The sequence below is a fragment of the Aquicoccus porphyridii genome, from assembly GCF_008369105.1.
Lineage (GTDB): Bacteria > Pseudomonadota > Alphaproteobacteria > Rhodobacterales > Rhodobacteraceae > Aquicoccus > Aquicoccus porphyridii.
In genome coordinates this window covers 140130-165094 of record NZ_VINQ01000002.1, presented here as the reverse complement: position 1 = coordinate 165094, position 24965 = coordinate 140130, and the positions used below count along the sequence as shown (strand labels likewise).

22 protein-coding genes, 1 tRNA gene and 1 pseudogene are annotated in these 24965 nt (G+C 63.6%); 18 read left to right on the top strand and 6 right to left on the bottom strand.

The features are described 5' to 3' along the window. Positions 1–97 precede the first annotated feature (97 nt). Complete coding sequence (locus FLO80_RS03890) at positions 98–373, top strand: DUF2312 domain-containing protein (RefSeq protein ID WP_111363707.1); 276 nt, start codon at positions 98–100, stop codon at positions 371–373. A 23-nt stretch (positions 374–396) separates the two neighbouring features. Here the strand turns inward: FLO80_RS03890 and FLO80_RS03885 are convergent, their stop codons facing one another. After that, positions 397–1119 carry a hypothetical protein gene (locus FLO80_RS03885; RefSeq protein WP_342781704.1) on the bottom strand — a complete coding sequence of 241 codons (723 nt, stop codon included), beginning with the start codon at positions 1117–1119 and terminating at the stop codon, positions 397–399. A gap of 375 nt (positions 1120–1494) precedes the next feature. Between FLO80_RS03885 and FLO80_RS03880 the strand changes: the two genes are divergently transcribed. Together FLO80_RS03880 and FLO80_RS03875 are read left to right on the top strand one after the other, a co-directional pair. Then, complete coding sequence (locus FLO80_RS03880) at positions 1495–3078, top strand: ABC transporter permease (protein WP_246156550.1); 1584 nt, start codon at positions 1495–1497, stop codon at positions 3076–3078. A 47-nt stretch (positions 3079–3125) separates the two neighbouring features. Further along, positions 3126–3201, top strand: a tRNA-Thr gene (locus FLO80_RS03875). 95 nt (positions 3202–3296) lie between these two features. Here the strand turns inward: FLO80_RS03875 and FLO80_RS03870 are convergent. Both FLO80_RS03870 and FLO80_RS03865 read right to left on the bottom strand, forming a co-directional pair. Beyond that, entirely contained in the window at positions 3297–3527 is a 231-nt protein-coding gene (locus FLO80_RS03870; RefSeq protein ID WP_111363713.1) for a hypothetical protein, read from the bottom strand. Positions 3528–3943: 416 nt separating this feature from the next. Continuing rightward, complete coding sequence (locus FLO80_RS03865; RefSeq protein WP_146611014.1) at positions 3944–5518, bottom strand: winged helix-turn-helix domain-containing protein; 1575 nt, start codon at positions 5516–5518, stop codon at positions 3944–3946. Positions 5519–5521: 3 nt separating this feature from the next. Here FLO80_RS03865 and FLO80_RS03860 point away from each other — a divergent pair, with 3 nt between their 5' ends. The 15 genes and pseudogenes from FLO80_RS03860 (at position 5522) to FLO80_RS23145 (ending at position 21992) form a co-directional block, all read left to right on the top strand. After that, the gene (locus tag FLO80_RS03860; protein WP_146611015.1) at positions 5522–5710 is read left to right on the top strand and encodes a hypothetical protein; all 189 of its coding nucleotides are present in this window, start codon (positions 5522–5524) and stop codon (positions 5708–5710) included. Next, positions 5697–6548, top strand: coding sequence for a class I SAM-dependent methyltransferase (locus tag FLO80_RS03855; RefSeq protein WP_111363717.1), 852 nt, complete (start codon positions 5697–5699; stop codon positions 6546–6548). Before FLO80_RS03860 ends, FLO80_RS03855 begins: the two co-directional genes overlap by 14 nt. A gap of 18 nt (positions 6549–6566) precedes the next feature. Continuing rightward, positions 6567–7520 (top strand): carbon-nitrogen hydrolase family protein, encoded by a 954-nt coding sequence (locus FLO80_RS03850; protein ID WP_111363719.1) that lies wholly within the window; start codon positions 6567–6569, stop codon positions 7518–7520. Positions 7521–7652: 132 nt separating this feature from the next. After that, positions 7653–8018 (top strand): annotated as a pseudogene (locus FLO80_RS03845) (transposase); the annotation flags it as partial. A 150-nt stretch (positions 8019–8168) separates the two neighbouring features. Continuing rightward, a complete protein-coding gene (locus FLO80_RS03840) occupies positions 8169–8990 on the top strand; it encodes a GntR family transcriptional regulator (protein ID WP_111363721.1) in 822 nt (273 codons plus the stop codon). After that, entirely contained in the window at positions 8987–10501 is a 1515-nt protein-coding gene (locus FLO80_RS03835) for an ABC transporter substrate-binding protein (RefSeq protein WP_188078209.1), read from the top strand. Before FLO80_RS03840 ends, FLO80_RS03835 begins: the two co-directional genes overlap by 4 nt. Positions 10502–10566: 65 nt before the next feature. Then, positions 10567–12057 carry an ABC transporter substrate-binding protein gene (locus FLO80_RS03830; protein WP_111363723.1) on the top strand — a complete coding sequence of 497 codons (1491 nt, stop codon included), beginning with the start codon at positions 10567–10569 and terminating at the stop codon, positions 12055–12057. A 7-nt stretch (positions 12058–12064) separates the two neighbouring features. Continuing rightward, on the top strand, positions 12065–12991 hold the full coding sequence (locus tag FLO80_RS03825) for an ABC transporter permease (RefSeq protein WP_111363725.1): 927 nt from the start codon (positions 12065–12067) through the stop codon (positions 12989–12991). After that, positions 12988–13854, top strand: coding sequence for an ABC transporter permease (locus FLO80_RS03820; RefSeq protein ID WP_246156549.1), 867 nt, complete (start codon positions 12988–12990; stop codon positions 13852–13854). The genes FLO80_RS03825 and FLO80_RS03820 overlap by 4 nt, the downstream gene beginning before the upstream one ends. A gap of 3 nt (positions 13855–13857) precedes the next feature. Continuing rightward, the gene (locus tag FLO80_RS03815) at positions 13858–14646 is read left to right on the top strand and encodes an SDR family NAD(P)-dependent oxidoreductase (protein ID WP_111363727.1); all 789 of its coding nucleotides are present in this window, start codon (positions 13858–13860) and stop codon (positions 14644–14646) included. Beyond that, positions 14643–15527: a polysaccharide deacetylase family protein gene (locus FLO80_RS03810; protein WP_111363729.1), complete on the top strand. Its 885-nt coding sequence runs from the start codon at positions 14643–14645 to the stop codon at positions 15525–15527. Before FLO80_RS03815 ends, FLO80_RS03810 begins: the two co-directional genes overlap by 4 nt. Continuing rightward, complete coding sequence (locus tag FLO80_RS03805) at positions 15512–17086, top strand: gamma-glutamyltransferase (RefSeq protein ID WP_111363731.1); 1575 nt, start codon at positions 15512–15514, stop codon at positions 17084–17086. Before FLO80_RS03810 ends, FLO80_RS03805 begins: the two co-directional genes overlap by 16 nt. Then, the gene (locus FLO80_RS03800; RefSeq protein WP_111363733.1) at positions 17079–18059 is read left to right on the top strand and encodes an ABC transporter ATP-binding protein; all 981 of its coding nucleotides are present in this window, start codon (positions 17079–17081) and stop codon (positions 18057–18059) included. Before FLO80_RS03805 ends, FLO80_RS03800 begins: the two co-directional genes overlap by 8 nt. Further along, the gene (locus tag FLO80_RS03795; RefSeq protein ID WP_111363735.1) at positions 18056–19066 is read left to right on the top strand and encodes an ABC transporter ATP-binding protein; all 1011 of its coding nucleotides are present in this window, start codon (positions 18056–18058) and stop codon (positions 19064–19066) included. Before FLO80_RS03800 ends, FLO80_RS03795 begins: the two co-directional genes overlap by 4 nt. A 748-nt stretch (positions 19067–19814) precedes the next feature. After that, a complete protein-coding gene (locus tag FLO80_RS23145; protein ID WP_111363740.1) occupies positions 19815–21992 on the top strand; it encodes a hypothetical protein in 2178 nt (725 codons plus the stop codon). Between the two features lie 51 nt (positions 21993–22043). Here the strand turns inward: FLO80_RS23145 and FLO80_RS03780 are convergent, their stop codons facing one another. The 3 genes from FLO80_RS03780 to FLO80_RS03770 all read right to left on the bottom strand — a co-directional run bounded on the left by FLO80_RS03780 (position 22044) and on the right by FLO80_RS03770 (position 24903). Further along, positions 22044–23588 carry an acetolactate synthase large subunit gene (locus FLO80_RS03780; RefSeq protein WP_111363743.1) on the bottom strand — a complete coding sequence of 515 codons (1545 nt, stop codon included), beginning with the start codon at positions 23586–23588 and terminating at the stop codon, positions 22044–22046. 98 nt (positions 23589–23686) lie between these two features. After that, the gene (locus tag FLO80_RS03775) at positions 23687–24322 is read right to left on the bottom strand and encodes a ChrR family anti-sigma-E factor (protein ID WP_111363745.1); all 636 of its coding nucleotides are present in this window, start codon (positions 24320–24322) and stop codon (positions 23687–23689) included. Beyond that, positions 24319–24903 (bottom strand): sigma-70 family RNA polymerase sigma factor, encoded by a 585-nt coding sequence (locus tag FLO80_RS03770; RefSeq protein ID WP_246156568.1) that lies wholly within the window; start codon positions 24901–24903, stop codon positions 24319–24321. The genes FLO80_RS03775 and FLO80_RS03770 overlap by 4 nt, the downstream gene beginning before the upstream one ends. Between the last annotated feature and the right edge of the window lie 62 nt (positions 24904–24965).

Here is a 24965-nt window from a genome sequence, read left to right as displayed (position 1 = left end):
ATCATGATGCAAAGCGCAAGGCTGCGGTGCGATATCCTCTTGCGGGGGTGAGGGGAGAGGGGTAGTCAGTGCGCTCTCAACCGAAGGAGGCCCGAGCATGACCGATAGTGACAATGTGCAAAGTGACCAAGATTCGACATATCGTGTGACGGCCAATGAATTGAGGCAGTTCATCGAGCGCTTTGAGAGGCTGGAAGCCGAGAAAAAGGACATAGCCGATCAACAGAAAGAGGTCATGGCGGAAGCCAAGGCACGTGGCTATGACACCAAGGTCATGCGCAAGGTGATCGCGCTGCGCAAGCGGGATGCCGATGACATCGCGGAGGAAGAGGCGGTCTTGGATATGTATAAGGAAGCACTCGGGATGCGGTGAGGCGCAGTGCGTGCCGACCGGGTTCAGGGGGCGATGAAATTCACCCCGGGGATGCGTGCGATTTCATACACATCCTCATCATAGGCTTCACTCAGAGTATCCACGAGGTCATCGGTCCAGCCGGGCAGATCAAGCTCTTCTTCGATCATGTCCTCGCGCGCGAACTTGTCGAGAAATGCGACCATCACGCGACGCTTCTGGATCTCGGTCATTGCGGGATGCTCGGCCAGATAGGCGCGAAAGCGTTTCATCCCGTCGCGTGTCATGATCTCGGACAGAAGGTCGAAGCCGCCCTTGATCTTGGCGCCCGGGTTCAACCCGGCCATCTCGCGAATGATCTGTGCCCAGATCAAGGGGCTGTCCTCGTTGCACCAGACGGTCAGGGGCACGTCCGGGTGTTCATTGCGAATTCGCCAGATCAGTTCCGACCAAGCCAGATCGTGCGGGTCGTTGTCGCGCATCAACGCGTTGTAATCGTCCACAGGTGTGGCGTTGAAGAGCGCGGGGAAGAAAGTCGCCGGATTTCGGATGGCGATAAAAACTTCGATCTGATCCCCGCGAAAGAGGGATTTCAGTTGCCTGATCCGCATCCCCGCCTTGGGATAGAGGACACCGTTTGAAACAGCGAGCTTGCCAATGCAGAAAAGGTTTTCGTTGGACAGAAGCAGCCTGTCGGCCTGGTCGTCGTCGAGAATCGTTTCCAGCAGAATTTCACGCGCGTTTGGCGCGGGCTCGGACTGGGACAAGGCAACAAGGGTTTGGTGGAGCAATTTTCGATAGCGCCCGGGTGGTGGCACGATCGACCCGATTTCCGAAAATTCACTTCGGTTGCGCAACAGGCATTTCAACACGCGGTCATCGTCGGTGCAGTGAACTCCGGCGTGAAACATGATCTGCATTTGTCGCCTCGTGTGTTCATGGTTGGGGCACTATCCGGGCTGTACATGCCCCGTTGGCAAGGTTGCAGCCTCTATTCCCCACGCTGTTTTGTCGCTGTATAAGGTCTTTTCTGGACCATAGAACCGAAATCAGGCAACAGGGCAAGGATGAGCCTCGAGACTCTTCTCAAGAATGATAGGCGTGCTTGGCGCGATCTGGTGGATCCGTGGTCTGTCGGGGCGATGGTCATTGCAATCATCGTGTTGGCGCCGATTGCCGCGGTGTTGTGGATCGCGTTGTTTCCAGTTGATAATATCTGGCCACATCTGTTGGCCACGACATTGCCGCGCTACCTCAGGAACACGCTTGTATTGATGAGCGCGGTCGGCGCTGTCACCGCGGTTGTGGGAACCGGTGCGGCGTGGATCATTTCTCGTTACAGCTTTCCAATGTCGCGCTGGCTTGAATGGTTGTTATTGTTGCCCTTGGCGATCCCTGCCTATGTCGGGGCCTATGCGCTTGTCGACCTTCTGGAATATGCGGGGCCGGTTCAGACCGGCTTGCGGGCGATGTTCGGTTGGCAGACGGCGCGGGATTACTGGTTTCCCGAGATCCGGTCGATGGGGGCGGCGATTATCGTGTTGAGCGCCTCGCTTTACCCATATGTTTATTTGCTTTCGCGGGCCGCCTTTCGGGAGCAGTCGGGCAGTTCCGAAGAGGTGGCGATGAGCCTCGGGGCCGGGGCGTTGGCGCGGTTCTGGCGCGTTGGCCTGCCCTTGGCGCGCCCGGCGATTGCGGCGGGTGTGGCAATCGTGATGATGGAGACGGTGAATGATTTCGGCACGGTCGATTTCTTTGCCGTCCAAACCCTGACCGCCGGTATTTTCAACGTCTGGCTCGAGAGCAACAATGCCGGCGGGGCGGCGCAGATTGCCTCGGTGGTTCTTGCGATCGTCATTTTGCTGGTGATGCTGGAAAGACTTTCGCGCCGAAAGGTCAAGTTTTTCGATCTTTCGACCCGGCACCGCCCGGTCGAGCGCAAGCGGGTGACAGGATGGGCCGCCGCCGTGGCGTTCCTGTTGTGCCTGTTTCCATTTGCTATCGGGTTTATTCTTCCTGCTGCCGTCATCCTGAAACATGCGCTGGCCAACGCAGATCAATGGGCCAACCCGGCCTTGTTCAGCGCATTGATCAATACGTTGACCGTCGGTGGAACGGCCGCCGTTGTGACGGTTCTGGCCGGTGTGTTTCTTGTTTATGGCGTGCGTTTGTCGGGGCGGAGCCTGCCTCGGAAGCTATTGCCGGTGACAACCATCGGGTACGCCGCGCCCGGCGCGGTACTTGCGGTGGGAATTCTCATACCCCTGGCCACGATAGACAACTGGCTGGCCGACATGGTGGAAAACCTGACCGGATATGATATCGGGCTTATCATGACCGGATCGGCTTTTGCCCTGGTCCTTGCCTATTCGGTGCGGTTCTTCGCGATCGCGCAAGGGGCGGCCGATGCGGCAATGGGACGGGTATCGCCGAGTTTGCCCATGGCGGCGCGATCGCTTGGGCGGTCACAGGGGCAGACGTTGCATGAGATCTATTACCCGCTCATCCGTGGATCGGTGGGTTCGGCGCTCTTGCTGGTCTTCGTGGATTGCGTGAAGGAACTGCCAGCAACGCTTTTGTTGCGACCGTTCAACTTTGACACCCTCGCCACGCGGGTCCACAACGAAGCGAGCCTTGAAAACCTTGGCAATGCAGCTCCGGCGGCGGTTTTGATCATTGGGGTAGGGTTGGTTGCGGTGGGGTTGTTGGCGCGGGCGAACAGATGATTTTCCGGCTTGCGTGGCTGCGTTGCATTTCGTATGCCCTCACCGGCGCCCCTATAGCTCAGCTGGTAGAGCAACTGATTTGTAATCAGTAGGTCCGCGGTTCGAGTCCGTGTGGGGGCACCAGTAAGCCAAATAAAACAACAATTTATGGGTGTCGGCAGTCATGCCTTGCCCTACTGCTTTGCCTTTGTCGCCGGATTTGTAATCAATTTGCGCAGTCACAAGAAAACCGGGGGAATTCCGCCCGATCCACGTTGATCGGCTGACGTCAGACACCCGGGCGTCATCTCGCCTGTCGTGCCTCTGCGCACCACCCCCTCAATAGCGTGAGCGTCGTCAGCCTCGATCAACTTGCTTTGCGTGGCCGTAATCAGAACAAACAGGCTTTGAGCTTCGGGGAGATTGGGCAGTCTTGCAGCCTCGGCCATCTGCTCGACGGCGCGCAGCATTGCGGGCTTTGAAATGGGACAGAGTTCCCCCTATCCGCGCACCATCGTTGCGCTCCGCGCCGCCCTCGAATCCGCCAGGGTAGAGCTAATAGCGGAGAATGGGGGCGGCGCAGGCGTCCGGTTGCGCAAGGACACCTGACGCTCCGAAGTTGCAAACCGTGATGGGCCTTCGAGACGTGATTGGCCCTTTGCGGCTATTGGCCGGGACAAGTTACGCACAATGCAGCTTTCGCATTCCTGCCGTTTGCGCATCTTGCGGCATTTCCGATGATCGGATGGCGACAGACGGGCCGGAGCTGCCGCTCTTCATTCTGGATCGAATGGCTGGTGTCGGCATGTTGCGACAGGCGGTTTCTGCAGGACGGGCGCGAACCAGCCTTTTCAGCCCACATCACCGCTTTCAGGAAGAAGCCCGTTCAGGTGGCTCCAGCCATTTTCAGATCGTGTGTCAGCGTCTCGGTCTGATCGGGATCGGCCATAGGGTACGAGTTGAAAAAGGATTCAACACTAAATGACGGCGCCAAGTTCAGGATTTCCTCCACCTCCCACCGGGCGCCATCCAAGTCGTCGGCTTCGACCATGCAGGCGGCTATGTAGAGGCGTGTTTCCACATTCGCGAGGTTACGGACAGCCGCCTCATGCAGGTTGATATTCGCCTGCTCACAATCCCCCAAGAAATAGTAAGCCCGCCCGAGCAGCAGGAAATAAAGATACCCGGCTTGGGGGTTGAGGCGCATCGCTTCGCGCAGCAACGGGATGGAGGCTTCTGGTTGCCCTGCATATGTCTTGACCCCCGCCATCAAAGCGTAGGCATCGGCATAGAACGGATCAAGCTCCAGGGCGTCTTTCAACGCTGCTTCGGCCTTGGCGTGTTCGCGCAACTGGGTTTGGACATAGCCGATGACCCATAGTTGCTCTGGCATGTTGGGTTCAATCCCAAGCGCGATCTGTGCCGTTTTCAGGGCCATATTCAGGGAGTCCTGCCTATTCTCCACCCAACCATTACGATAATCGGCGGCATGGGTCAGGGCCAAACCGGCATAGGCGCGCGCGAAACGGGGGTCCCGTTCGATTGCCTGTGTGTACAACTCGCGGGCGCGGGCGTTGCCGGATTGGTCGCGCGGCAAAAGAGCAGAGCGTGCGCGAAGGAACAAGTCATAGGCGTCGACCGAATGGGTGTATCCGCGTGACGCGCTGGTCCGGTTGGCGATTTCGATATCGTTCGCAAGGGCGGACAGAATGGTAACCTCGATCTCGGCTTCGATCGCTATCAGATCGGAAAAGTCACCCTCATGTCGTTCTGTCGACAGGATGATACCCGTCGCCACTTCGAGCAACCGCGCCTCGACCCGAATGCGTCTACCGTTGCGATATACGCTGCCTTCAAGCCGGTAATCTGCGGGTGGTGAAGCCTGCCCCTGCATTGCCGCAATTCGTGGGAATTGGGCCAAGCCGGTCAGCAGGGTCTCTTCCACGCCGCGCACCAGGTAGTCCTGCGCTGGATCACCGCTGAGGTTCCGGAATGGCGCGACCAGGATGCGCGTTCGGGTGTCGGCCAGCGCGGATTGTGTCACCGGATTCTGCGCTGCTGTCGAAGGTTGCTGGCTACTGAAAAGGAATAGGCTACCGGCCATCGCAATTACGGCCAGAAACAGAACGAGCAATGCCGGTTGCCGGTTCCGTGGTGTAGCTGACAGGGGTCTTTGCCTTTCATGCTCTACCGCCGCGATCAGGCGGTATCCGCGTTTCGGAATGGTTTCGATCACTTGCGGGTTTCGCGCATCGTCTCCAAAAGCCTTGCGGATCTTGATGATCGCATTGGTCAGGCTGTCGTCGCCGACAACTACATCGCCCCAGATCGCTTGCTGCAGGTCGTCGCGTGACACCAACTCGCCGGCATGGGCGCAAAGATGCACCAGCGTTTCCATCGATTTCGGCTCGATTCGCGCGACCGTTCCATCGCGGGCGATCTCGTTGGTGTCCGGGGTCACGACATGACCATGGACGAGAAAGCGATCCGGCTGGCTGGGATTGGGCAAGGATGGGGCCTTTCGCGCGGCGTTTCCCTAATCATAGCTCAAAAAAGCGGAAAACCGTTGGAAAACCGTTGGGACTTTATTTGCGGCGATGTTGCAGCGTTGGCAGATGAGACCAAAGGAGGACACACCGATGACTGCGTTTGATCCGATCGCCTATAAGACAACCACTTGCGCACAGTGGCAGCACGCGGCCAAGGCTTGGAATGACTGGGGCGGCCTTTTGCGCAGTTGGCTTGGTCCGACGACCGATGTCATGCTGGAGATGGCTGGAGTGGTCGAAGGCTCCCACGTGCTGGACGTGGCGGCAGGCGCCGGGGACCAATCGCTTCTGGCCGCCGAGCGGGTGGGGCCGTCGGGCCGAGTACTGGCCACGGACATCTCTTCGAACATCCTTGAGTTCGCAGCGGAGAACGCACGGGGGCGAGGGTATACCAATCTGGATACGCAAGTGGCCGATGGAGAGGCGCTTGATGTGCCAGCTGCCTCCTTCGATGCGGCGATCTCGCGCGTTGGGCTGATCTATTTCCCCGATCAGCAGGCCGCACTGGCCAGCATTCGCAAGGCGTTGAAACCCAGCGGACGGTTTGCCGCCGTGGTCTATTCGACGCCGGATCGGAACGGGTTCTTTTCAACCCCTGTTTCGATCATCCGCGAGCGTGCCAAGCTGCCGCCGCCGCTTCCGGGCCAGCCGGGGCCCTTCAGCCTTGGCGCGCCCGGGGTTCTGGCGGGGGTGCTGGAGACCGCGGGGTTTTCCGATATCGAAGAACGCGTGATGGACGCCCCGGTATATCTGCCCACGGCTGCCGATTGCCTGCGGTTTGAGCGCGAGAGCTTTGGCGCGCTGCACCAGATGCTGGGCGGGTTATCTGCCGACGCGCAGGAAGATGTCTGGGCCGAGATCGGCATGGCCCTTGCCGCGTTCGAAACAGAACAAGGCTTTGTCGGGCCATGCGAGATGGTCGTCGTCTCGGGCCGGAACTGAACAGGAAGGATGTCAGACATGAAGATCGCTGTTGTACAGGAACCTCCCGTCTACTTGAACCTCACCGCCAGCATGGATCGGGCCATTGGCCTGGTCGAAAAGGCCGCCAGCGAGGGCGCGAAGCTTCTGGTTTTCCCCGAAGCGTGGTTCCCCGGATACCCGACCTTCGGCTGGCGCCTGTCACCTGGCGCCGACATGGGCAAAACCGACGCGCTATTCGCCGTGCTGCAGGCCAATTGCATCGACCTGAGCCGCGGGGGCATGAAGCCTCTGCAGGAAGCCGCGGTCGAAAACGACATGGTGATAGTAGCGGGTTACCAGGAGCTGGATGGCGCGGTGTCCGGATCAACGATCTACAATTCCTGCATCATCATCGATGCAGATGGCCGGATTGCCAACAATCACCGCAAACTGATGCCGACCAACCCGGAACGCATGATCTGGGGATTCGGCGATGCATCCGGGTTGAAAGTGGTCGATACGGCAGTAGGGCGGATCGGGGCGCTTATCTGTTGGGAAAGCTACATGCCGCTGGCACGCTACGCGCTTTATGCCCAGAATATGGATATCTATGTCGCCCCGACATGGGACAGCGGTGAGACATGGCTGGCCTCGATGCAGCATATCGCGCGGGAAAGCGGGTCCTGGGTGATCGGTTGCGCGACGAGCCTGGAGGTCTCGGATATTCCGGAGGATATCCCCCACCATGAAACGCTGTTTCCCAACAAGGGCGAATGGGTCAATCCAGGCGATGCGGTGGTCTACAAACCTTTTGGCGGCATTGCCGCTGGGCCGATGCACAAGGAAAAGGGCTTGCTTGTGACCGAGATCGACGTGGCCGCCGCCCGAGCCTCCCGGCGCAAATTCGACGCCTCGGGACACTACGCCCGCCCGGATGTCTTTTCGCTATCCGTGGACCGGAGCCGGAAAGACCCGGTCACATTTACCTGTTTACCTGAACAGCGACAATAACCTCCAAACTCATCCCGGCCAATCCGAGCCCCCGCAACATTCGGTATTTTGGGCGTATTTTGTTGCAAAACTCGTGCTCGATTGAAGCGTGTTTCGCTGATTCAATTCAGACATCGGGCGGGTGGAATGGCGATGATGGGACCGAGGCAGGAAGCGCAGGCGGCTTTGTTCTACGAGTTTTCGCTCGAGGATCATGTCCCCCAAGGCCACCTGTTGCGGTCGATTGATCGGTTTGTCGACTTGAGCGGCATTCGCGCCCATCTTGCCGGTTTCTAAAGCCATACTGGCCCTCCCTCGGTCGATCACGAACTGCTGATCCGAATGCTGCTGGTCGCCTGTTGCTTTGGCATCCGGTCGCTGCGTCGCCTGTGCGAGGAGGTGCATCTGAACCTAGCCTATCGGTGGTTCTGCCGTCTCGATCTGAATGACCGTGTGCCGGATCAGTCGACGTTTTCCAAGAACCGGCACGGGCGGTTTCGAGAAAGCGAGCTGCACCGATGACTCCTGCCGCCTGTTGATGAAAGTCTGAGCATTTCCGTGCTGGTCGCGAGGATTCTTGGGCCAAAGGTATAAAAGATGTCAGTTTTACTGTTTGACGATCTTCATAACTTGAGTTTAGCATCTTCAAAATAGGTAGAGGAGAGTCACGTGTTCGATCCGGCATCGCCTTTCATTGGCAAGACCGACCCGCTTCAGCCGGTGCAGAAGACCAGCTTTGCCGAGGACCGGCTGAAGGTGGCCGTTCAGTCCTGCGAGCTCCTGCCCGGGTCGATTGCGACCGAGGCGCAGATTTCCGAGAGATTCGGGCTTGGTCGCGCGGCGGTTCGCGTCGCGCTGGCCCGGCTGTCGGCCATGGGTCTCGTGCATCCCATCCGGCGGTCCGGCTGGAAGGTGCTGCCGGTCACCGGTGCCCTGATCGGCGACGTGATCGCGGCGCGGCGGCAGGTCGAACCCTGCCTTGCCGAGGCGCGCCCCGACGCCGTTGCGCTGAGCCGCATGGAAGAGCTGGCCGAGATGATCGAGGTGCTCGAAGGTCAGCGGGATTCTGCCAGCCTCACGACGCGGCGCGGCTATGAACGCGAGCTGCTCGATATTCTGTCGAACGCCGTCGGGAACCGGCTGATGGCCCATTTCCTCGTCGGGCTCTGGGATCATTCCGAACGCATCATGCGGTTCCTCGAAACGCCCGCATTGCCGCCCTTTGCCGCCTGCCAGGCGCGGGCGCTGACGCAGGCTGTGGCGGCCGGGGACGGCGCGCGGATCGTCGCGCTCCGGATGTCCGACATTACCACTTTTCAGGAGTACGCCTTTGCGGGCCTCATGCGGGACCGCACCGAGCTTGGCGTCCCTCTCGACGCCCACGACGCCTCATCCAACAACGGTCAGCCAAGGCCGGACGGAGGCGCAACACCCGGGACAAAGATCACAGGCGAGCCCGGGATCAAGTCCAACAATGGAGTCTCGTCATGAATACCACGAAGAGAGTGGCGCGCTTCGCGCTGCCGATTGCCCTGTCCCTTGGGGTCGCGATGTTCGCGCTGACCCCGGCCATCGCAAAGGATCTGCTGACCGTCGATCTGGTGAACGAGCCCTCGTCGCTCGACCCGCACCAGCAATGGAACCCAGACAGCTACTACGTCTACCGCAATATCTTCGACAACATGGTCACACGCGATGACGCGGGCCAGATCGTATCGCAGATCGCGACGAAGTGGGAGCGGACCAGCGATACCGATACCGTCTTCACCATCCGCGACGACGTCATGTTCCACGATGGCACGCTGCTCACGCCCGAAGACGTGGTCTATTCCGTCGACCGGATCACGAACCCCGATTTTGGCTCGCCGCAGCTGGGGCAGTTCAACAAGATCATCAAGGCCGAGGCCACCGGCGAGAACGAGGTCACGTTGACCACCGACGGCGCCTATCCGGCGCTGCTGGCACAGCTGGTGAAGCTGTCCATCGTGCCCAAGCACATTGCTTCGACCATGACGTCGGCCGAGTTCAACGAGGCCCCGGTCGGTTCGGGCCCCTATGTCTTCGAAAGCTGGGACCGCGGCGTGTCCGTGACCGTGACCAGGAACGAGGACTACTGGGGCGACAAGGGTCCGTTCGAGTCCGTCGTCTTCCGCGGAGTGCCGGATGCGGCGACCCGCGTGGCCGATCTGCAGGCCGGTGCCGCCGATCTTGTCGTAACGCTGAACACCGACCTCGCGCAGCAGGTCGAAAGTGGCGGCAAGGGCAAGGTGCTGACCGTCAACACCGAACGCGTTGCCTATTTCGCGATGAACAGCGCCCGGCCGCCGCTCGATCAGCCTGACCTGCGCAAGGCGATCGGCCATGCCATCGACCGAGAGGCCATCGTCGAGGGCCTGCTAGGTGGCTACCCGCAGATCGTCGATCAGATGCTGTCGCCCGCCCATTTCGGCTGGGCCGACGGGATCAAGGGCTATGCCTATGAGCCCGAAAAGGCGCGCGAGTTGATCGCCGGGCTGAACGTCGCGCCCGACATGGAGTTGGGCCTTGCCACCTCGCCGGTCTTCGATCAGCGCGTCGTGCAGGCGATCCAGCAGATGCTGACCGATGTCGGCCTGAACGTCGCGATCAACACGACCGACATGGCCACCTGGCTGAAGGATCAGCAGACCACCCCGGAACAGGCGCCGATGCTGACCTTTTCGCGCTGGTCCTGCGCCTGCCAGGATCCGGACGGGATCATGTATCCGCTGCTGCATTCTTCGTCGAACTGGAGCCGGGTGAACGATCCTGAGATCGACGCCCTGCTCGACGAGGCCCGCAGCGAACTGGACGAGACCAGGCGTGCCGAGCTTTACGCCCAGATCAACCGCATGGCGCTTGAGGATGCGGACATCCTGCCGCTCTACCAGGCCGCGATCATCTACGGTGCGGCGGACAATCTCGAATGGCAGCCTACATCCAACGAGAGCCTCTTCCTCAACCGCATGAGTTGGGCCGAATGACCAGCCGTGGGGCCGCGCAACAGGCGCGGCCCCGCATTCCTCAATTCTCAAGGAAGGATCGAACCATGATCCACACGAGCATCCGCGGTATCGTCATCGCCGCAGCCCTGTTGTCCGCCCCGGCCGTCATGGCGCAGGACATCACCGTCAACCTGGTGAACGAGCCGTCGACGCTGGACCCGCACCAGCAGTGGAACCCCGACAGCTATTACGTCTACCGCAACATCTTCGACAACGTTGTCACCCGTGACGACACGGGTGAGATCGTCCCGCAGATCGCGACCGAGTGGAACCAGGTCTCGGACACCGAGATGGTGCTGAACATCCGCGACGACGTCACCTTCCACGATGGCACGCCGCTCACGCCCGAAGACGTGGTCTATTCCGTCGAACGGATCACGGACCCCGATTTCGGCTCGCCACAGCTGGGTCAGTTCAACCAGATCACCGGCGCGGAAGTGACCGGCGAGAACGAGGTCACGCTGACCACCGACGGTGCCTACCCGGTGCTGCTGGCACAGCTGGTGAAGCTGTCTGTGGTTCCCAAGCACGTCGTCGAGGAGATTGGGGACGAGACATTCAACGCCGCACCTGTCGGCTCGGGCCCCTACAAACTCGCCAGCTGGAAACGCGGCGTCGACGTGACGCTGACGCGGAACGACGATTACTGGGGCGATGTCGGCCCGTTCGAGACCGCATCCTTCGTCGCGGTGCCGGACGCCTCCACCCGCGTGGCCAACCTGCGCGCAGGCACGGCGGACCTGATCGTGTCGATTGACAGCGACATCATCCGCCAACTCGAAGGTCAGTCTGGCGTGCAGGTCCTGACGGCACCGACGGAGCGGGTGGCCTTCATGGGCATGAACACCACGCGTCCGCCGCTCGACGATCCGCAGGTACGCGAGGCTGCCACCATGGCGATCGACCGCGAGGGCATCGTGCAGGGCATCCTTGCCGGGGGTGAGATCGTCGTCGATCAGATGGCGACCTCCTCGCATTTTGGTTACGTCGAGGGTGTCGAGGCGACCCCCTACGATCTCGAAAAAGCCAAGCGCATCGTCGAGGAGACCGGTGCCGGCGACATCCCGATGCAGTTCGCCACCTCGCCGGTGTTCGACCAGCGCATCGTGCAGGCGATCCAGCAGATGCTTACCGAAGCGGGCTTCGACGTCGAGATCTCGATGACCGATATGAGCACCTACCTGCAGCTGGCCCGCGCGCCCGAGAAGACGGAACGCCCGTATCTCAGCTTCGGTCGCTGGTCCTGCGCGTGCCAGGATGTCGACGGTGTCCAGTTCCCGCTCCTGCATTCCTCCTCCAGTTGGAGCCGGGTGAGCGATGCGGAGCTTGACGGCCTGCTGGAACAGGGGCGCACCTCGCTCGACGAGGAAGCCCGCATGGCGGCCTACACGGAAGTGCAGAAGATCGTGCATGACAACGCCTACATCCTGCCGCTCTACCAGGCGGTGGCGCTCTACGGTGCGTCGGACAAGCTCGAATGGACGCCGACGGCGAACGAGAGCCTGTTCCTGAACCGCATGAGCTGGAACGAATAAGCGGCCCATGTCGGTCTTCCTACTCCAAAGACTGGGTCAGGCGTTCGTGGCGATCTTCGGCGTGATGACGCTGGTGTTCTTTATCCAGCGCCTGACCGGGGATCCCACCTACCTGTTGGTCCCCGAGACCGCGACACAGGCGGATATCGAGGCCATGCGCCGGTCGCTCGGCCTTGATCAGCCGTTGGTCCTGCAATACGTGAGCTACCTCTGGGATATGCTGCGGTTCGATTTCGGAACCTCCTATGTCCAGAACATTCCCGTCACCGAGATCATCGCCTCGCGGCTGCCCTATACGCTGCAACTGGCTGCCGGCGCGCTCTTCGTCGCCTTCGTCGTCGGCCTGCCCGTGGGTCTCGCCATGGCGATCTGGCGCAAGCATCCCGTCACCAATGTGCTGATGGGGATGGTGCTGGGCGCGCAGAGCCTGCCGACCTTCTGGAGCGGCATCCTGATGATCATGATCTTCGGCGTCTGGCTGGGCTGGCTGCCACCCTCGGGTTCGGGAAGTTTCGCGCATCTGATCATGCCTTCGATCGCCCTCGGCCTGCTGTCGATGGCAACCTACGCGCGTATCGCCCGCAGCTCGATCCTTGACGAAATGTCCAAGGATTACGTCCGCTCGGCCCGCGCGCGCGGTGTCGGCACCGGGCGTCTGGTCGGCAAGCACCTGATCCGCAATTCGCTGATTCCGGTGATCTCGATCAGCGCACTCGAGATCTCACAGCTCCTCGCAGGTGCGGTGATCGTCGAAACCGTCTTTGCATGGCCCGGCCTCGGCCAGTTGACCGTGCAATCCGTGCAGTCGCGCGACTTTGTCGTGGTGCAGGGCATTGTCCTGCTGGGCGCCTTCGTCACGATCAGCGTGAACCTGCTGGCGGACATCCTCTACAGCGTGGTCGATCCGCGCATCCGCAAGGGAGGCCGAGCATGACCGCCGTTGCCGCCACATGGCGCCGCATGTTCTGGCCGCAGGCGGGCGGCGGCGTCCCCGCGGGCGTCTTCGTCACTATCCTCGCCACCATGGTCGTCGTCGCGATCTTCGCGCCGCTGATCGCGCCCTACGATCCCAACACCCAGAACCTGCTGGGCCGGTTGAAGCCACCGGGGACGCTGGCGCGGGACGTATATTACGTGCTGGGCTCGGACGAGCTCGGCCGCGACCTGCTGAGCCGGGTGATCTATGGCGCGCGGGTCTCGCTCTCGGTCGCCTTCCTGTCGGTGATCCTGTCGGGCTGCGTCGGCATCACGCTGGGCATGCTCGCCGGCTATCGCGGTGGCTGGGTCGAGGTCGTGGTGATGCGCTTTGTCGACATCTTCCTGTCGATCCCGGCCATCCTGCTGGCCATCATCATGGTCGCGGTGCTGGGGCCAGGCTTCGTGAACGTGGTCCTGGTGCTCGCCTTGACACGCTGGCCGCGCTACGCCCGTGTCGCCTATGGTCAGACCCTCGCGATCTCGAACCAGCCCTATGTTCGTCTGGCGAAGGCCATGGGCGCGGGGCCGGTCCGGGTGCTCTTCCTGCACATCCTGCCCAATATCATCGCGCCGCTCGCGGTGGTGGCGACGCTGGAATTCGGCCTGATGGTCCTCTTCGAGGCCGGGCTGTCGTTCCTCGGGCTCGGCGTACAGCCCCCCACGGCCAGTTGGGGCGCGATGCTGAGTGTCGGGCGCAACTACGTGTCGAGCGCATGGTGGATCGCGACCTTCCCGGGGCTCTGCCTCTTCCTCCTCGTGCTGTCGGTGAACCTGATCGGTGACCGACTCAGCGCCTACCTCAACCCTAAGTCAAGGTAAGTCATGGATTTCGGAACTGAATTTGAAGACAAACACGTGATCGTCACGGGCGCGCTCGGAGTGGTCGGACGATGGTTGGCGGAAGGCTTCGGCAAGGCGGGCGCGAAGCTCTGCCTGACCGACATGGACCAGTCGGCGCTTGACGCCTTGGCGACCGAGGTCGGGGCCGGAGGCAGCTTCGGCTTCGCCTGCGACTTGCGCGACGCCGGTGCGATCGACGCGCTGGTGGCCGAGGTGGGCCAGCGCTGGGGCGCGGCGGACGTGCTCATCAACAATGCTGGCGTCTATCCCTCGGGCTTTCTGCTGGATACGGACGCCGAGGAATGGGACCGCATCCTCGACATCAACCTGCGCGCCGTGCACCTCATGACCCGTGGCATCGCCACCCAGATGATCCGGGCCGGACGCAAGGGCAGCGTCATCAACATTTCCTCGGGTGCCGCGCGCAAGATGCGTTTGACCGCCGCGCCCTACAGTTTGTCGAAAACCGCGCTGGACCGGCTGACCAAGGGCTACGGGCTGGAGCTGTCGCGCTACGGCATCCGGGTGAACGCGCTGGAACCGGGCTTTGCCGCCGGATCGACCGCCAGCCCGTTGCCCGAGGAGCACGTGAAGCGCGTGACCGCCTCCATGCCGCTCGGTCGTGCGTCCTCGCCCGACGACGTGGTGCCCGCCGCGATGTACCTCGCGAGCGAGGCCGCCAGTTATGTCACCGGCGCAACGCTGACCGTGGACGGCGGCAACTCGATCGGTTCGATGGACATCTACCAAGACAAGAAGGCCCCACTATGAGCACTCTCGATCTCCCCGCCCCCTATCCCTGGCCCGAGGGCAAGACCTCGGCCTTCTGTTTCACGATGGACGTGGACGCGCATTCGCCATGGATGTGGAACAACCGCCACGAGGTGCCGCAGCTTCTGTCGCATCTCGAACAGCGCAACTTCGGCCCGCGCGTCGGTATCCAGCGGATCGCCGACATTCTGAAAAACCTCGGAGTGAAGGGCAGCTTCTATGTCCCGGGCGCCGTGGCCGAGGCGCATCCGTGGATGCTGCCCGCGCTTGTCGAGGCCGGTCACGAGGTCGGCCTGCACGGGTATTTCCACGAGCTGGTGGCCCAAGTCTCGGACGAGGAATTCTCCCGCGTGCTAGAGTCGTCCCTCGAAATCTTCCAGAAGCAGATCGGCGAGAAGCCCAAGGGCTTCCGCTCCCCCGCGTGGGAAATGACGCCGCACATGCTGGCCGAGGTGAAGCGCCACGGCTTTTACGACAGCTCGCTCATGGGCCTCGACACGCCGCATACCGTGGATGGCGTGGTCGAGGTGCCGGTCAACTGGGGCACCGACGACGCAATCTTCTTCAAGTTCCTCGGTGGCGGAGATCCGGCTCCGCGCAGCACCGCCGAGATCCTTGGCATGTGGACCGAGGAATTCGAGGCGAGCCATCGCTTCGGGTCGCTCTTCATGCTGACAGTGCACGACTGGATCTCGGGCCGTGGCGCGCGCCCCGTTATGCTTGAGACGCTGCTGGAGCGGGTGCTCGACAAGGGCGACGTCTGGGTCGCGACGGTGGCCGAGATCGCTGCGCATCACGCGGCTCACGCGATGGACCGGAACCAGATCACCTCTCACATCCCCGCAACCCTGTTGGAGCACCCGGCATGGATCAGGACGTGACCGACCGCGTCGAAGAGACCTGGACGGTTAGTAAGAAACAGGTCGAAAGCCCGCGCGGGCTGATCGCCACCCAGCATTTCGAAGCCGCCGAGGCGGGCGCGAAGGTGCTGGGGGCGGGCGGCAACGCTATGGATGCCGCCGTCGTCGCCGCACTGGTGCTTTCGGTGGTCGAGCCCTGGCTCAGCGGGGTTGGCGGCGGCGGGCTCATGCTCTGGGCGCCGGGCGACGGCGGCACCATCGACACGCTCGATTTCAACGTCCGCGCCAGCCGCAACATGGATCGCTCGCAATACCCGCTGGCTGGCGGGCGTGATGGCGACTGGTTCGACTGGCCCTCGGTCGAGGATGATCGCAACCTGATCGGCTATTCCTCGATCTGCGTTCCCGGCGCCGTCGCGGGCCTTGCCGCGGCTCTTGAAAAGCACGGCACGTTGTCCTGGGCCGACGCGCTCGCCCCCGCTATCGAGATCGCCGAGCGCGGGATGCGGATCGATTGGTTCACGTCGCTCTGCCTCGCTGTCGATGCGCAGGGGCTGGCGCGGTTCCCGGAGTCGGCGAAGCTCTTCCTCGATAACGGCCGCCCGCGCCGGGTGCCGAACGGCAAGCAGGTGGATTATCTGCCGATGACGGCCAAGGCCGCGATGCTGCGGCGGCTGGCCACCGCGGGCGCGCGGGACTTCTACGAGGGCGAGGTGGCGCAAAGCCTCATCGCTGACCTGCAGGACGGCGGCTCGGTGATCGACGCCGAGGATCTTGCCAGCTTCCAGCCCCGCTGGGCCGACGCCCGGACCGGGCAATACCGTGACATGGATGTTTCGGTCGTGCCGGGCCTCGGCGGTGGGCCGAGCCTGCTTGAGACACTTTCGCGCATCGAAGCCGGGCTGAAACTTGCCGCCTCCGAGGCCGAGGCGGCGGCGGTCTATGCCAATGCCATCCGCACCACCTACGAGGACCGGTTGAAGACCATGGGCCATGCCGGTGCGCATGGCGACTGCACCAGCCATGTCTCGGTCGTGGACGCACAGGGCAACATGGTGGCGCTGACCAACACACTTCTGTCGCGCTTTGGGTCGAAGGTCACTCTGCCCGGCACCGGCATCCTGATGAACAACGGCATGATGTGGTTCGACCCGCGGGAAGGCGTCCCTAACGGCATCGCCCCCGCCGCCCGGCCTCTGGCCAACATGAGCCCCGCAATCCTCAGCCGCGACGGCGCTCCGGCGATGGCGATCGGGGCAGCGGGTGGACGGCAGATCTTTCCTTGCATCGCCCAGCTGATCAGCTACGTGCTCGACCGCGGCATGTCGCTTGAGGAGGCGTTCCACGCCCCGCGCATCGACGGATCGGGCCCCACCATCGTCGTCGACCAGGCTGCGGCGCCAGACGTGGCGGCGGCGGTCAGCCGGTCCTACCCGGTCGAGATCCGGGCGAACTCCTTGCACCCGGTGCTCTTCGCCATACCTTCTGCCGTCACGCGAAGGGACCGGCTGAATTCCGGCATGGCGCACCCGGTGAACCCATGGACCGCCTGTGTTGCCGAAGGGGAGCGCCATGGCTGAGGCACAAACGCTCGAGATCCGCGATCTCAGCATCGGGGTAGGCGAACACTCCGTCGTGGATGGCGTCGATTTCTCCATCGGCCGGGGCGAGATAGTGGCCCTCGTCGGCGAAAGTGGCTCGGGCAAGAGCCTGACCGCGCTGTCGATCATGGGCCTGCTCTCGGGCTCGGTTCACCAGACCGGTGGCACCGCGACGCTCGAGGGGCAGGCGCTGGAACTCGGAAACGATGCAGCGATGCAGAAGCTGCGCGGCACGTCCCTGTCGATGATCTTCCAGGAACCTATCGCCTCGCTCAACCCGCTTCTGAGTGTCGGTGCTCAGGTGGCCGAGAGCCTGATCGTGCATGGCCGCGCAACCAGTGACGAAGCCTGGGATCGCGCGGTGGAGATGCTGCGCGACGTTGGCATTCCCGCGCCCGAGCAGCGGGCCCGACAACTGCCGTCGGAGTTGTCCGGTGGCATGTGCCAGCGGGTGATGATCGCCTCGGCCCTGATCGCGGAACCACGTCTGCTTATCGCGGACGAACCGACCACCGCGCTCGACGTGACGATCCAGGCGCAGATCCTGCACCTGATGCGGCGCTTGCGGGACGAGACCGACACCTCGGTCCTGATCATCACCCACGACATGGGCGTCGTCGCCTCGGTCGCAGACCGGGTCTGCGTGATGTACGGCGGGCGGATTGTCGAGCAGGCCGAGGTGCATGAGCTCTTCGCGGCGCCCCGGCACCCCTACACCAAGCTCCTGCTCGCGACGATCCCGCGCATGGACGGCCCGCGCAAGGTTGAACTCTTCTCGATCAGCGGTATGGTCCCCGATGTTTCTGCCTGGCCCGAAGGCTGCCGCTTTCGCACCCGCTGCCCGCTGGCCTCGGACGCCTGTGCCACCCGCCCGCCGCTGGAAGCGGTCGGCGAAGGGACCGATCACGTCACCGCCTGCTGGCATTCCGACAAGGTGGAGGGCCTGGCATGAGCGAACCGCTTCTTTCCGTCCGGGGTCTGAAGGTCCATTTTCCCGTTGCGACCGGCAAACTGTTTGGCAAGACCCCGGTGGTCCGAGCCGTCGACGGCATCGACTTCACGCTCGACGAGGGTGAGACGCTTGGCATCGTGGGTGAGTCCGGATGCGGCAAGTCCACCACCGGCAACGCGATCCTCGGCCTCGCCCCGGTAACCGAGGGTGAGATCCTCTTTGATGGCACGAATGTCTCGGCTCTGACAGGCAAGGCACGGCAAGCGCTCTGGCGCGACCTTCAGGTTGTGTTCCAGGACCCGGTCTCGGCGCTCGATCCCAAGCGCACCATCGGCCAGTCCATCGCCGAGCCGCTGGCGATCCACGGTGTCGGCAAGGCCGAACGCCGGGCGCGGGTAGACGAACTGATGGAGCTCGTTGGTCTGCGCTCCGGCCAGCGCGACCGCTATCCGAACGAGCTTTCCGGCGGCCAGCGGCAGCGTGTGGTGATCGCCCGCGCCCTGGCGCTGGAGCCGCGCGTGGTGATCTGCGACGAGGCGGTGTCGGCCCTCGACGTGTCGATCCAGAGCCAGGTTCTGAACCTGCTCTTGCGGTTGCAGCGCGATCTTGGTCTCTCCTACCTCTTCATCAGTCATGACCTGAGCGTGGTCCGTCACATCGCGGACCGGATCGCGGTGATGTATCTCGGCACAGTGGTCGAGGAAGCGCCGACCGACGCCCTCTTCGCCCGTCCGCTGCATCCCTATACCGAGGCGTTGCTGAGCGCCGTGCCGGTCCCCGACCCGCTGGCCGAACGTGCCAAGACCGGGCGACCGCTGCAGGGGGACGTGCCGAACCCGATGGAGATGCCCGCCGGCTGCCCCTTCGTCGCCCGCTGTCCACTCCGCGAGGAAGGCTGCGACGCGATCCGGCCAGCCCCCATCGAGGTCTCGCCGGGGCACCGGCTGGCCTGCCACGTCAGGGAACGCGAAATCACGGGCGCCTCGGCGCTCGACAAGGTAGGGTAGGTGGCCGAACCGTCGCCCCGCAACGACGGACCCGACCGCATGAGCGTCATGCCCCGGATCGGCTCTTTCGCCAACGAATTCAGCGAGATCCATCCCGACCTGCCCCCCGGAACTGGGCTTCGAAGCGACCCGCAACGCCCCGCTGTTGAAACCGCTGGTTCTGTCGATCACGGCCTTCAGTGTGGGCTCGGCCTGCAACGTGGTCCCGGGCCAGTGAGTGATCAGCGGCACTATCCGCTACTTGCACGATGACGTCATCGCAATGGCCGAGGCCGGCAGGTGCGAGCTCGGCGCCGGCGTGTCGCCTTGCCCCTTCGAAATCAGGGTCATGCCCTGCCACGATCCGTGACAGGCGCACATCCCATGCCCGGTGACGCTCGGGGCTATATCCGGCCCCACCTTGCGGGCGCTGGGTTCCGTGCGCGTGGTGCGTCGCAGGTCATGTGGACGCCACCGCCCGGTGATCCGGCGCGCACCGTCCGCCATGGTTAACGCCCGTCTGGGGCCGAATTCAGGGGGGTGACATCCGGCTGTCGCCCGGCTGCTCCCCGGCTGCCGGGCAAAACGGCGGCGGTTAACCTTTCGTTAGGTTAACGGGGCGTGCGATGTCGACCCCGCTCACGTGCGGGCCCGGCCGACATGCGGGGTTGATGCAGGTCAAGGACTTATCCGGGGCCATCTGTAGATTGGCGAATGGTCGATTATGCATGCGCGCATTTGACCAGCACCGCAAATTTGGAGTCAGTTCATGACCTACAGGCTTTTCCCCACGACGCCCCTTGTTCGCCCGCATGACGGGGAAGACGGTGCTTTCCTCGAACCGGCCTTTGCCCAACTGGCCGATGGCAGCGTGATTGCCGTTTCTGTCCATCGCTTTCAGCCCGATCCCGAGGCAGCGTATGAGCATCACCTGATCGCGCATCGTTACGCCCCCGATGGCACCTTCGCGGGCACGCAGGTTCTGTCGGAAGATACCAGCTTTCCCGTCAACAACAGGCCGGCCGCGGTCGAGGCGCTGGCCGGTGGCGGCTTTGCCGTGGCGTTTCGCCCTGGCGACTCGGACAATCTGGAATTGCGCAGCTATGACGACGCGGGCGTATTGACCGGCAGTCATCTCGTAACCTCGCCCCAGCGGGTCACCGACACGCGCGAGATCACGACCTATTCGGGGGGTGGCAGCAACACGCTGACCGCCCTTGAGGATGGCGGCATGGCGCTGACGTTCTCGGGCGAACATGCCGGCATGCTGGCGCAATATTCGGGGGCGGGCGCGAATTTCACGCAGGTCTTCGATGCCGCGGCCAATCCGGTGTCGTCCGTCAGCCAGATCTCGCCCTGGGTGAGCTGGTTGTCGTTCCAGGCGCATGTGCCGGACAGTGTTTATGTCTACGACTCCACCGACCTGCCCGATGGGGGGTATGTCGTCGTCCTGCTTGCGGGTGAAAACACGCCCGGCGGTGCCGAGGGTGCGGAATTGACGGTCGCGGCGCAGATCTTCAACGCGGATGGCACGGCGCGCGGTGAAGCGTTCGCCGTTGCGACGGCGGAAAACCACGACTACGCCGTGCCCGCTGTCGAGTCCTTGCAGGATGGCAGCTTTGTCATTGCCTGGCCCTTCGCCCCCGATGGCGAGGGTGGCCGGGCGCTGTGGCAGCGTTTTGACCCCGAGGGCACGCCATTGGGCGAAACGGTTCAGGTCGTGGGCGAGGCGTCGTTTGCCCTGTCGAGCCTGCGCCAGGAAGTGACCATCAACCCCATGCAGGATGGCGGATTCATGGTCACCGGTCGCTCGGGCGACACCTGGCGCCTGTTGCAGCGTCATGACGCCGAGGGCGAGCCGGTTGGCGGGCTGGATGACACGTTGCGCGCGCAGGACGTGGATCACTTCAGCCGGTTCCCCGGCGGACCCATCAAGGTTTTCGACATGGGCGAGGCCGGCTGGCTTGAGCTGTTCCGCACCGCAGGCTGGAACAGGGACGGCGAGGAAGCCGTGCTGATGGAAAACGGGTTCAGTGCGCGGATGAATGCCCCCGACATCCTGGGCACGCCGGATGCCGAGATGATCGCGGCCGGGGATACGGCGACGGCGCTGTTCGGGTTTGCCGGTGACGACATGCTGAGCGGCGGGCCGGGGGACGATTTCCTGGTCGGTGGTGCGGGTGACGATCTGTTGCAAGGCGGCGGCGGGCAGGACATGGCGGTTTTTGTCGGCCAGCGGGGCGAATACGACATCGCGCGCGGCCCCGGGGGCACGGTGATCGTCACCGATCTTCGCGAGGGCGAGGTGACGGATGACGGCACCGACACGCTTCAGGATATCGACCTGCTGCAGTTTTCGGGGCGTTTCGGTGTCGCTTTCGACGTTGTCCCTGTGGCCGATCTCGACATCGACATCGCGCTGACCGGTGTGGTTGCCGATCCGGATGGCGGGCCGCTTGAAGGTGTTGCGCTGACGTTCAGGGCCGAAGGCTGGCCCGAGGCGGCAATGTCGAGCGACGCGGGCGGTGCCTTTGGGTTCACGCTGGCGTCGGGGATTGCCGGGCGTCTCGACGCCGTGCGCGATCATGACGCGGCCAGCGATCCCGCGATAACCGCGTTTGACGCGCTTGATGTCTTGCGCCTTGCGCTGGGGATGGAGGCGTCCTTCGGGGAAGCGTCGGCCATGAATTTCGTCGCTGCCGACATTGACCAGGATGGCCGGGTTACCGCGTCTGACGCGCTTGACGTGTTGCGCGCGGCGGTCGGGCTTGAAAGCGAGAATGTTCCGCGCTGGTTGATCTTTGGGGCCGATACGGATTGGGACGGGCTGGGGCTTGATCGCCACGATGCCGCGGTCGAGACCGGAATCGACCTGGCCGCGATGGCGAGTGATCACGCGGTCGACATGACCGGTATCCTGCTGGGCAACATACAGGACTATGCCTGACGCGACCGGGTGAGAGCGGTTCGGCGGCCTGTGCCGCCGGTCGCCTGAGCTCTACATCCGGGCTTCGATCAGGTGCGGCCCCGGTTCCGTGAAGGCGCGGGTGAGTTCCTTGTGCAGATCCTGCGCGTCGGTGACGCTTGCGCCCGGCACGCCATAGGCGCGGGCCTGCGCGACCCAGTCGATGGGGGGATTGTCCAGACTCATCAGCGGGTCGGATCGCTCGTCGGGTTCGCCCGCGCCGATGCGCGACATCTCGGTGGCAAGGATGCGGTAGCGCCGGTTCGACAGGATCACCACGGTCACGTTCATGCCCGCGCGCGCCATGGTCCAGAGCGCCTGGGGCGTGTAGCTCGCCGAGCCGTCGCCGACCACGGCCAGAACCGGGCGGTCGGGGCAGGCGGCCGCGGCGCCCACGGCCACGGGCATCGAGTACCCGATCGAGCCGCCGCGGTTGTTGAGCCAGTCATGCGCGGGCGAGGCCGCGCAGGTCGGTTGCAGGAAGGGGCCGTTGGTGACGGATTCATCCACCACGATTGCCGCTTCGGGCAGGGCGTTGGCCACGGCGGCGCCCAGCGCCTCGGGGGTAATCGCGCCACGCGGCAGGGGCGGCATGTCGGGGGCCGACATGGCCACGGGTTTTGCGTCGAGATGGTCGGCCAGTGCCGCCAGCGTCGCTTCGAGATCGCCCTCGGGCGGGGAGAGGTGCGTGACGGCGCAGCCCTCGGGGAGGAGGGCGCTGGGGCGTTCGGGATAGGCGAAGAAGGCCACCGGCGCGCGCGCCCCGGCGAGGATTGCGTGGCGCGTGTCGGCGAGGGCCTCGAGCGCCGCGTCGATCTGGAACGGAATGCGGGCCATTTCGGGCAGTCCGCCGCCACGGGAGGTGCGGGCGGTCGCGGCCTCGGCGCGCAGGCTCGCGCCGGTTTTCGCGGCGATGGCATTGCCGAGTTCGATGGCGCGGCGGGTGATATGGGGGCTGCCCAGCAACAGGAGCGCGCCGGGTTCCTGCAGGGCCTTTGCCGCCGCGGCAATGGCTTCGGCATCGGGGGGCGTGGGCGCGGGGGCGCTCGCGGGGGGCAGGTTCGATTGCTGCGCCGTGTCCCAGGCGATGTCGTTGGGCACGATCAGCGTGCCGACACCGGTGGGGCCGGTCTGGATCTCTTGCAGCATGTCGGTGACGTCGGCGTCGATCCGGCCGGTCTCGCGGATGGTTGTCACCGTCTTGCTGACCGGGCGAGCGAGACCTTCGATATCGGCGGTGAGCGGGGCGTCATGGGCGATGTGGTCGATCGCGTGTTCGCCGACGATGTTGATGACCGGCGAGGCGGCCTTGCGCGCGTTGTGAAGGTTGGCGATCCCGTTGGCGAGGCCGGGGCCGAGGTGCAGAAGCGTCGCGGCGGGTTTGCGGGCCATGCGGGCATAGCCGTCGGCGGCACCCGTGGCGACGCCTTCGAACAGGCACAGGTGGCAGGTGATGCCGAGGTCATGGGTGAAGGCCGTGACGAGGTGCATTTCCGTCGTGCCGGGATTGGCAAAGCATGTATCGACACCGTTCCGGGCGAGAACCCGGGCCAGTATATCCGCGCCATTCTGTGCCATCTGCGTCGCTCCTTGCATCCCGTGATATCCGGTGCCGAAGGTGGCAGCCGAACGCGGGAGGTGCAAGCGGCAACGCTGCGTTCCGAGCGGCTTTACGATCAGATGCGAAAGAGCGGTTGCAGCATGCGCGGCAGGAAGCTGTTGAATTTCAACGCGGCATCGGTGGCGGCAAGGCAGATGCAGGGCGCGCCTTCGGCGGCGATCGGCGTGTGTTCGAGATCGGCGTCGGCCACTTCGAGATCACCGGGGCCGAAGCGCCCGGTTTCATCCGCAAACGCGCCTTGCAAAACCAGCGTCAGTTCGAGACCGTTATGCCCGTGATCGGGCACCGCCTGTCCGGGCGCGATCCACAACAGGCGCACCGAGCCTTCGGCGCCGTGGTCGATGATGCATTGCCGGTTGCCCATCCCTATGGGTTTCCATTTCGGCGGGTGGCCCTTGAGCGCCTCCATCACCGGGCCGGGATAGACCCCGTGGCGCGGTTGTGGCGCGGGCATCTCGAAGGGCGCATCGAGCGCGTCCAGCACCCGGTCGCGCAGGGATGCGCTGACCTCTTGGGGGGCGGATTGCTCGATGATCGCGCCGCCCGCGGCCTCGTGCGCGGCGAGCCGGGCGCGGCAGTCGTCGCAGAGCGACACATGCGCGGCCACGACAAGCGCAAAGGGATTGGGCAGGGTGCCCGCCGCGTAAGCGATCAGGAGGTTGTCGGGGATGTGGTGGGTGATGCCGGTCATGGCGTGCCTATGGTCTTGAGTTCGTGGCGCAGCCGCTCGAGTCCGAGGCGGATGCGCGATTTGATGGTTCCGAGCGGCAGGCCGGTTTCGGCCTGGATGTCGGTATGGCTCAATTCGCCGAGATAGGCCTTTTCAACCATTTCCCGTTGTGCCGGTTTCAATTGGCTGAGCGCCTGTCTGAGCTTCTCGGTTTCCTGCTCCAGCGCCAGAACCTGGCTTGCGTCGGGGGTGGTGTCTTCCTGCCGGGCGATTTCTTCGGGGATGGGGCGGCGTTCGCGGCGCAGGATGTCGATCTGCCGGTTGCGCGCGATCTGGTAGATCCAGCTTGAGACCTGTGCGCGCTCGGGGTCGAACTGGTGTGCCTTGCGCCAGACGGTCAGCATGACATCCTGCACGATATCCTCGACCTGTGCCGGGGGCGCACCGGATCGGGCGACAACCCCTTTGAGACGCGGGGCGAAGTGATCGAAGAGCTGGGCAAAGGCCCGGCGGTCGCGATCGTCGCGGACCGCGAGCATCCATTCGGTCTGGATCGAGTAATCGGTCTTGCGCACCTGTGCCTGCTCTTTTCCCGCCGTCATGCTGACGACGAGACTATCGCAGGGGGCAATGACGGCAAGCGTTCTATGATCATCCAGCATTA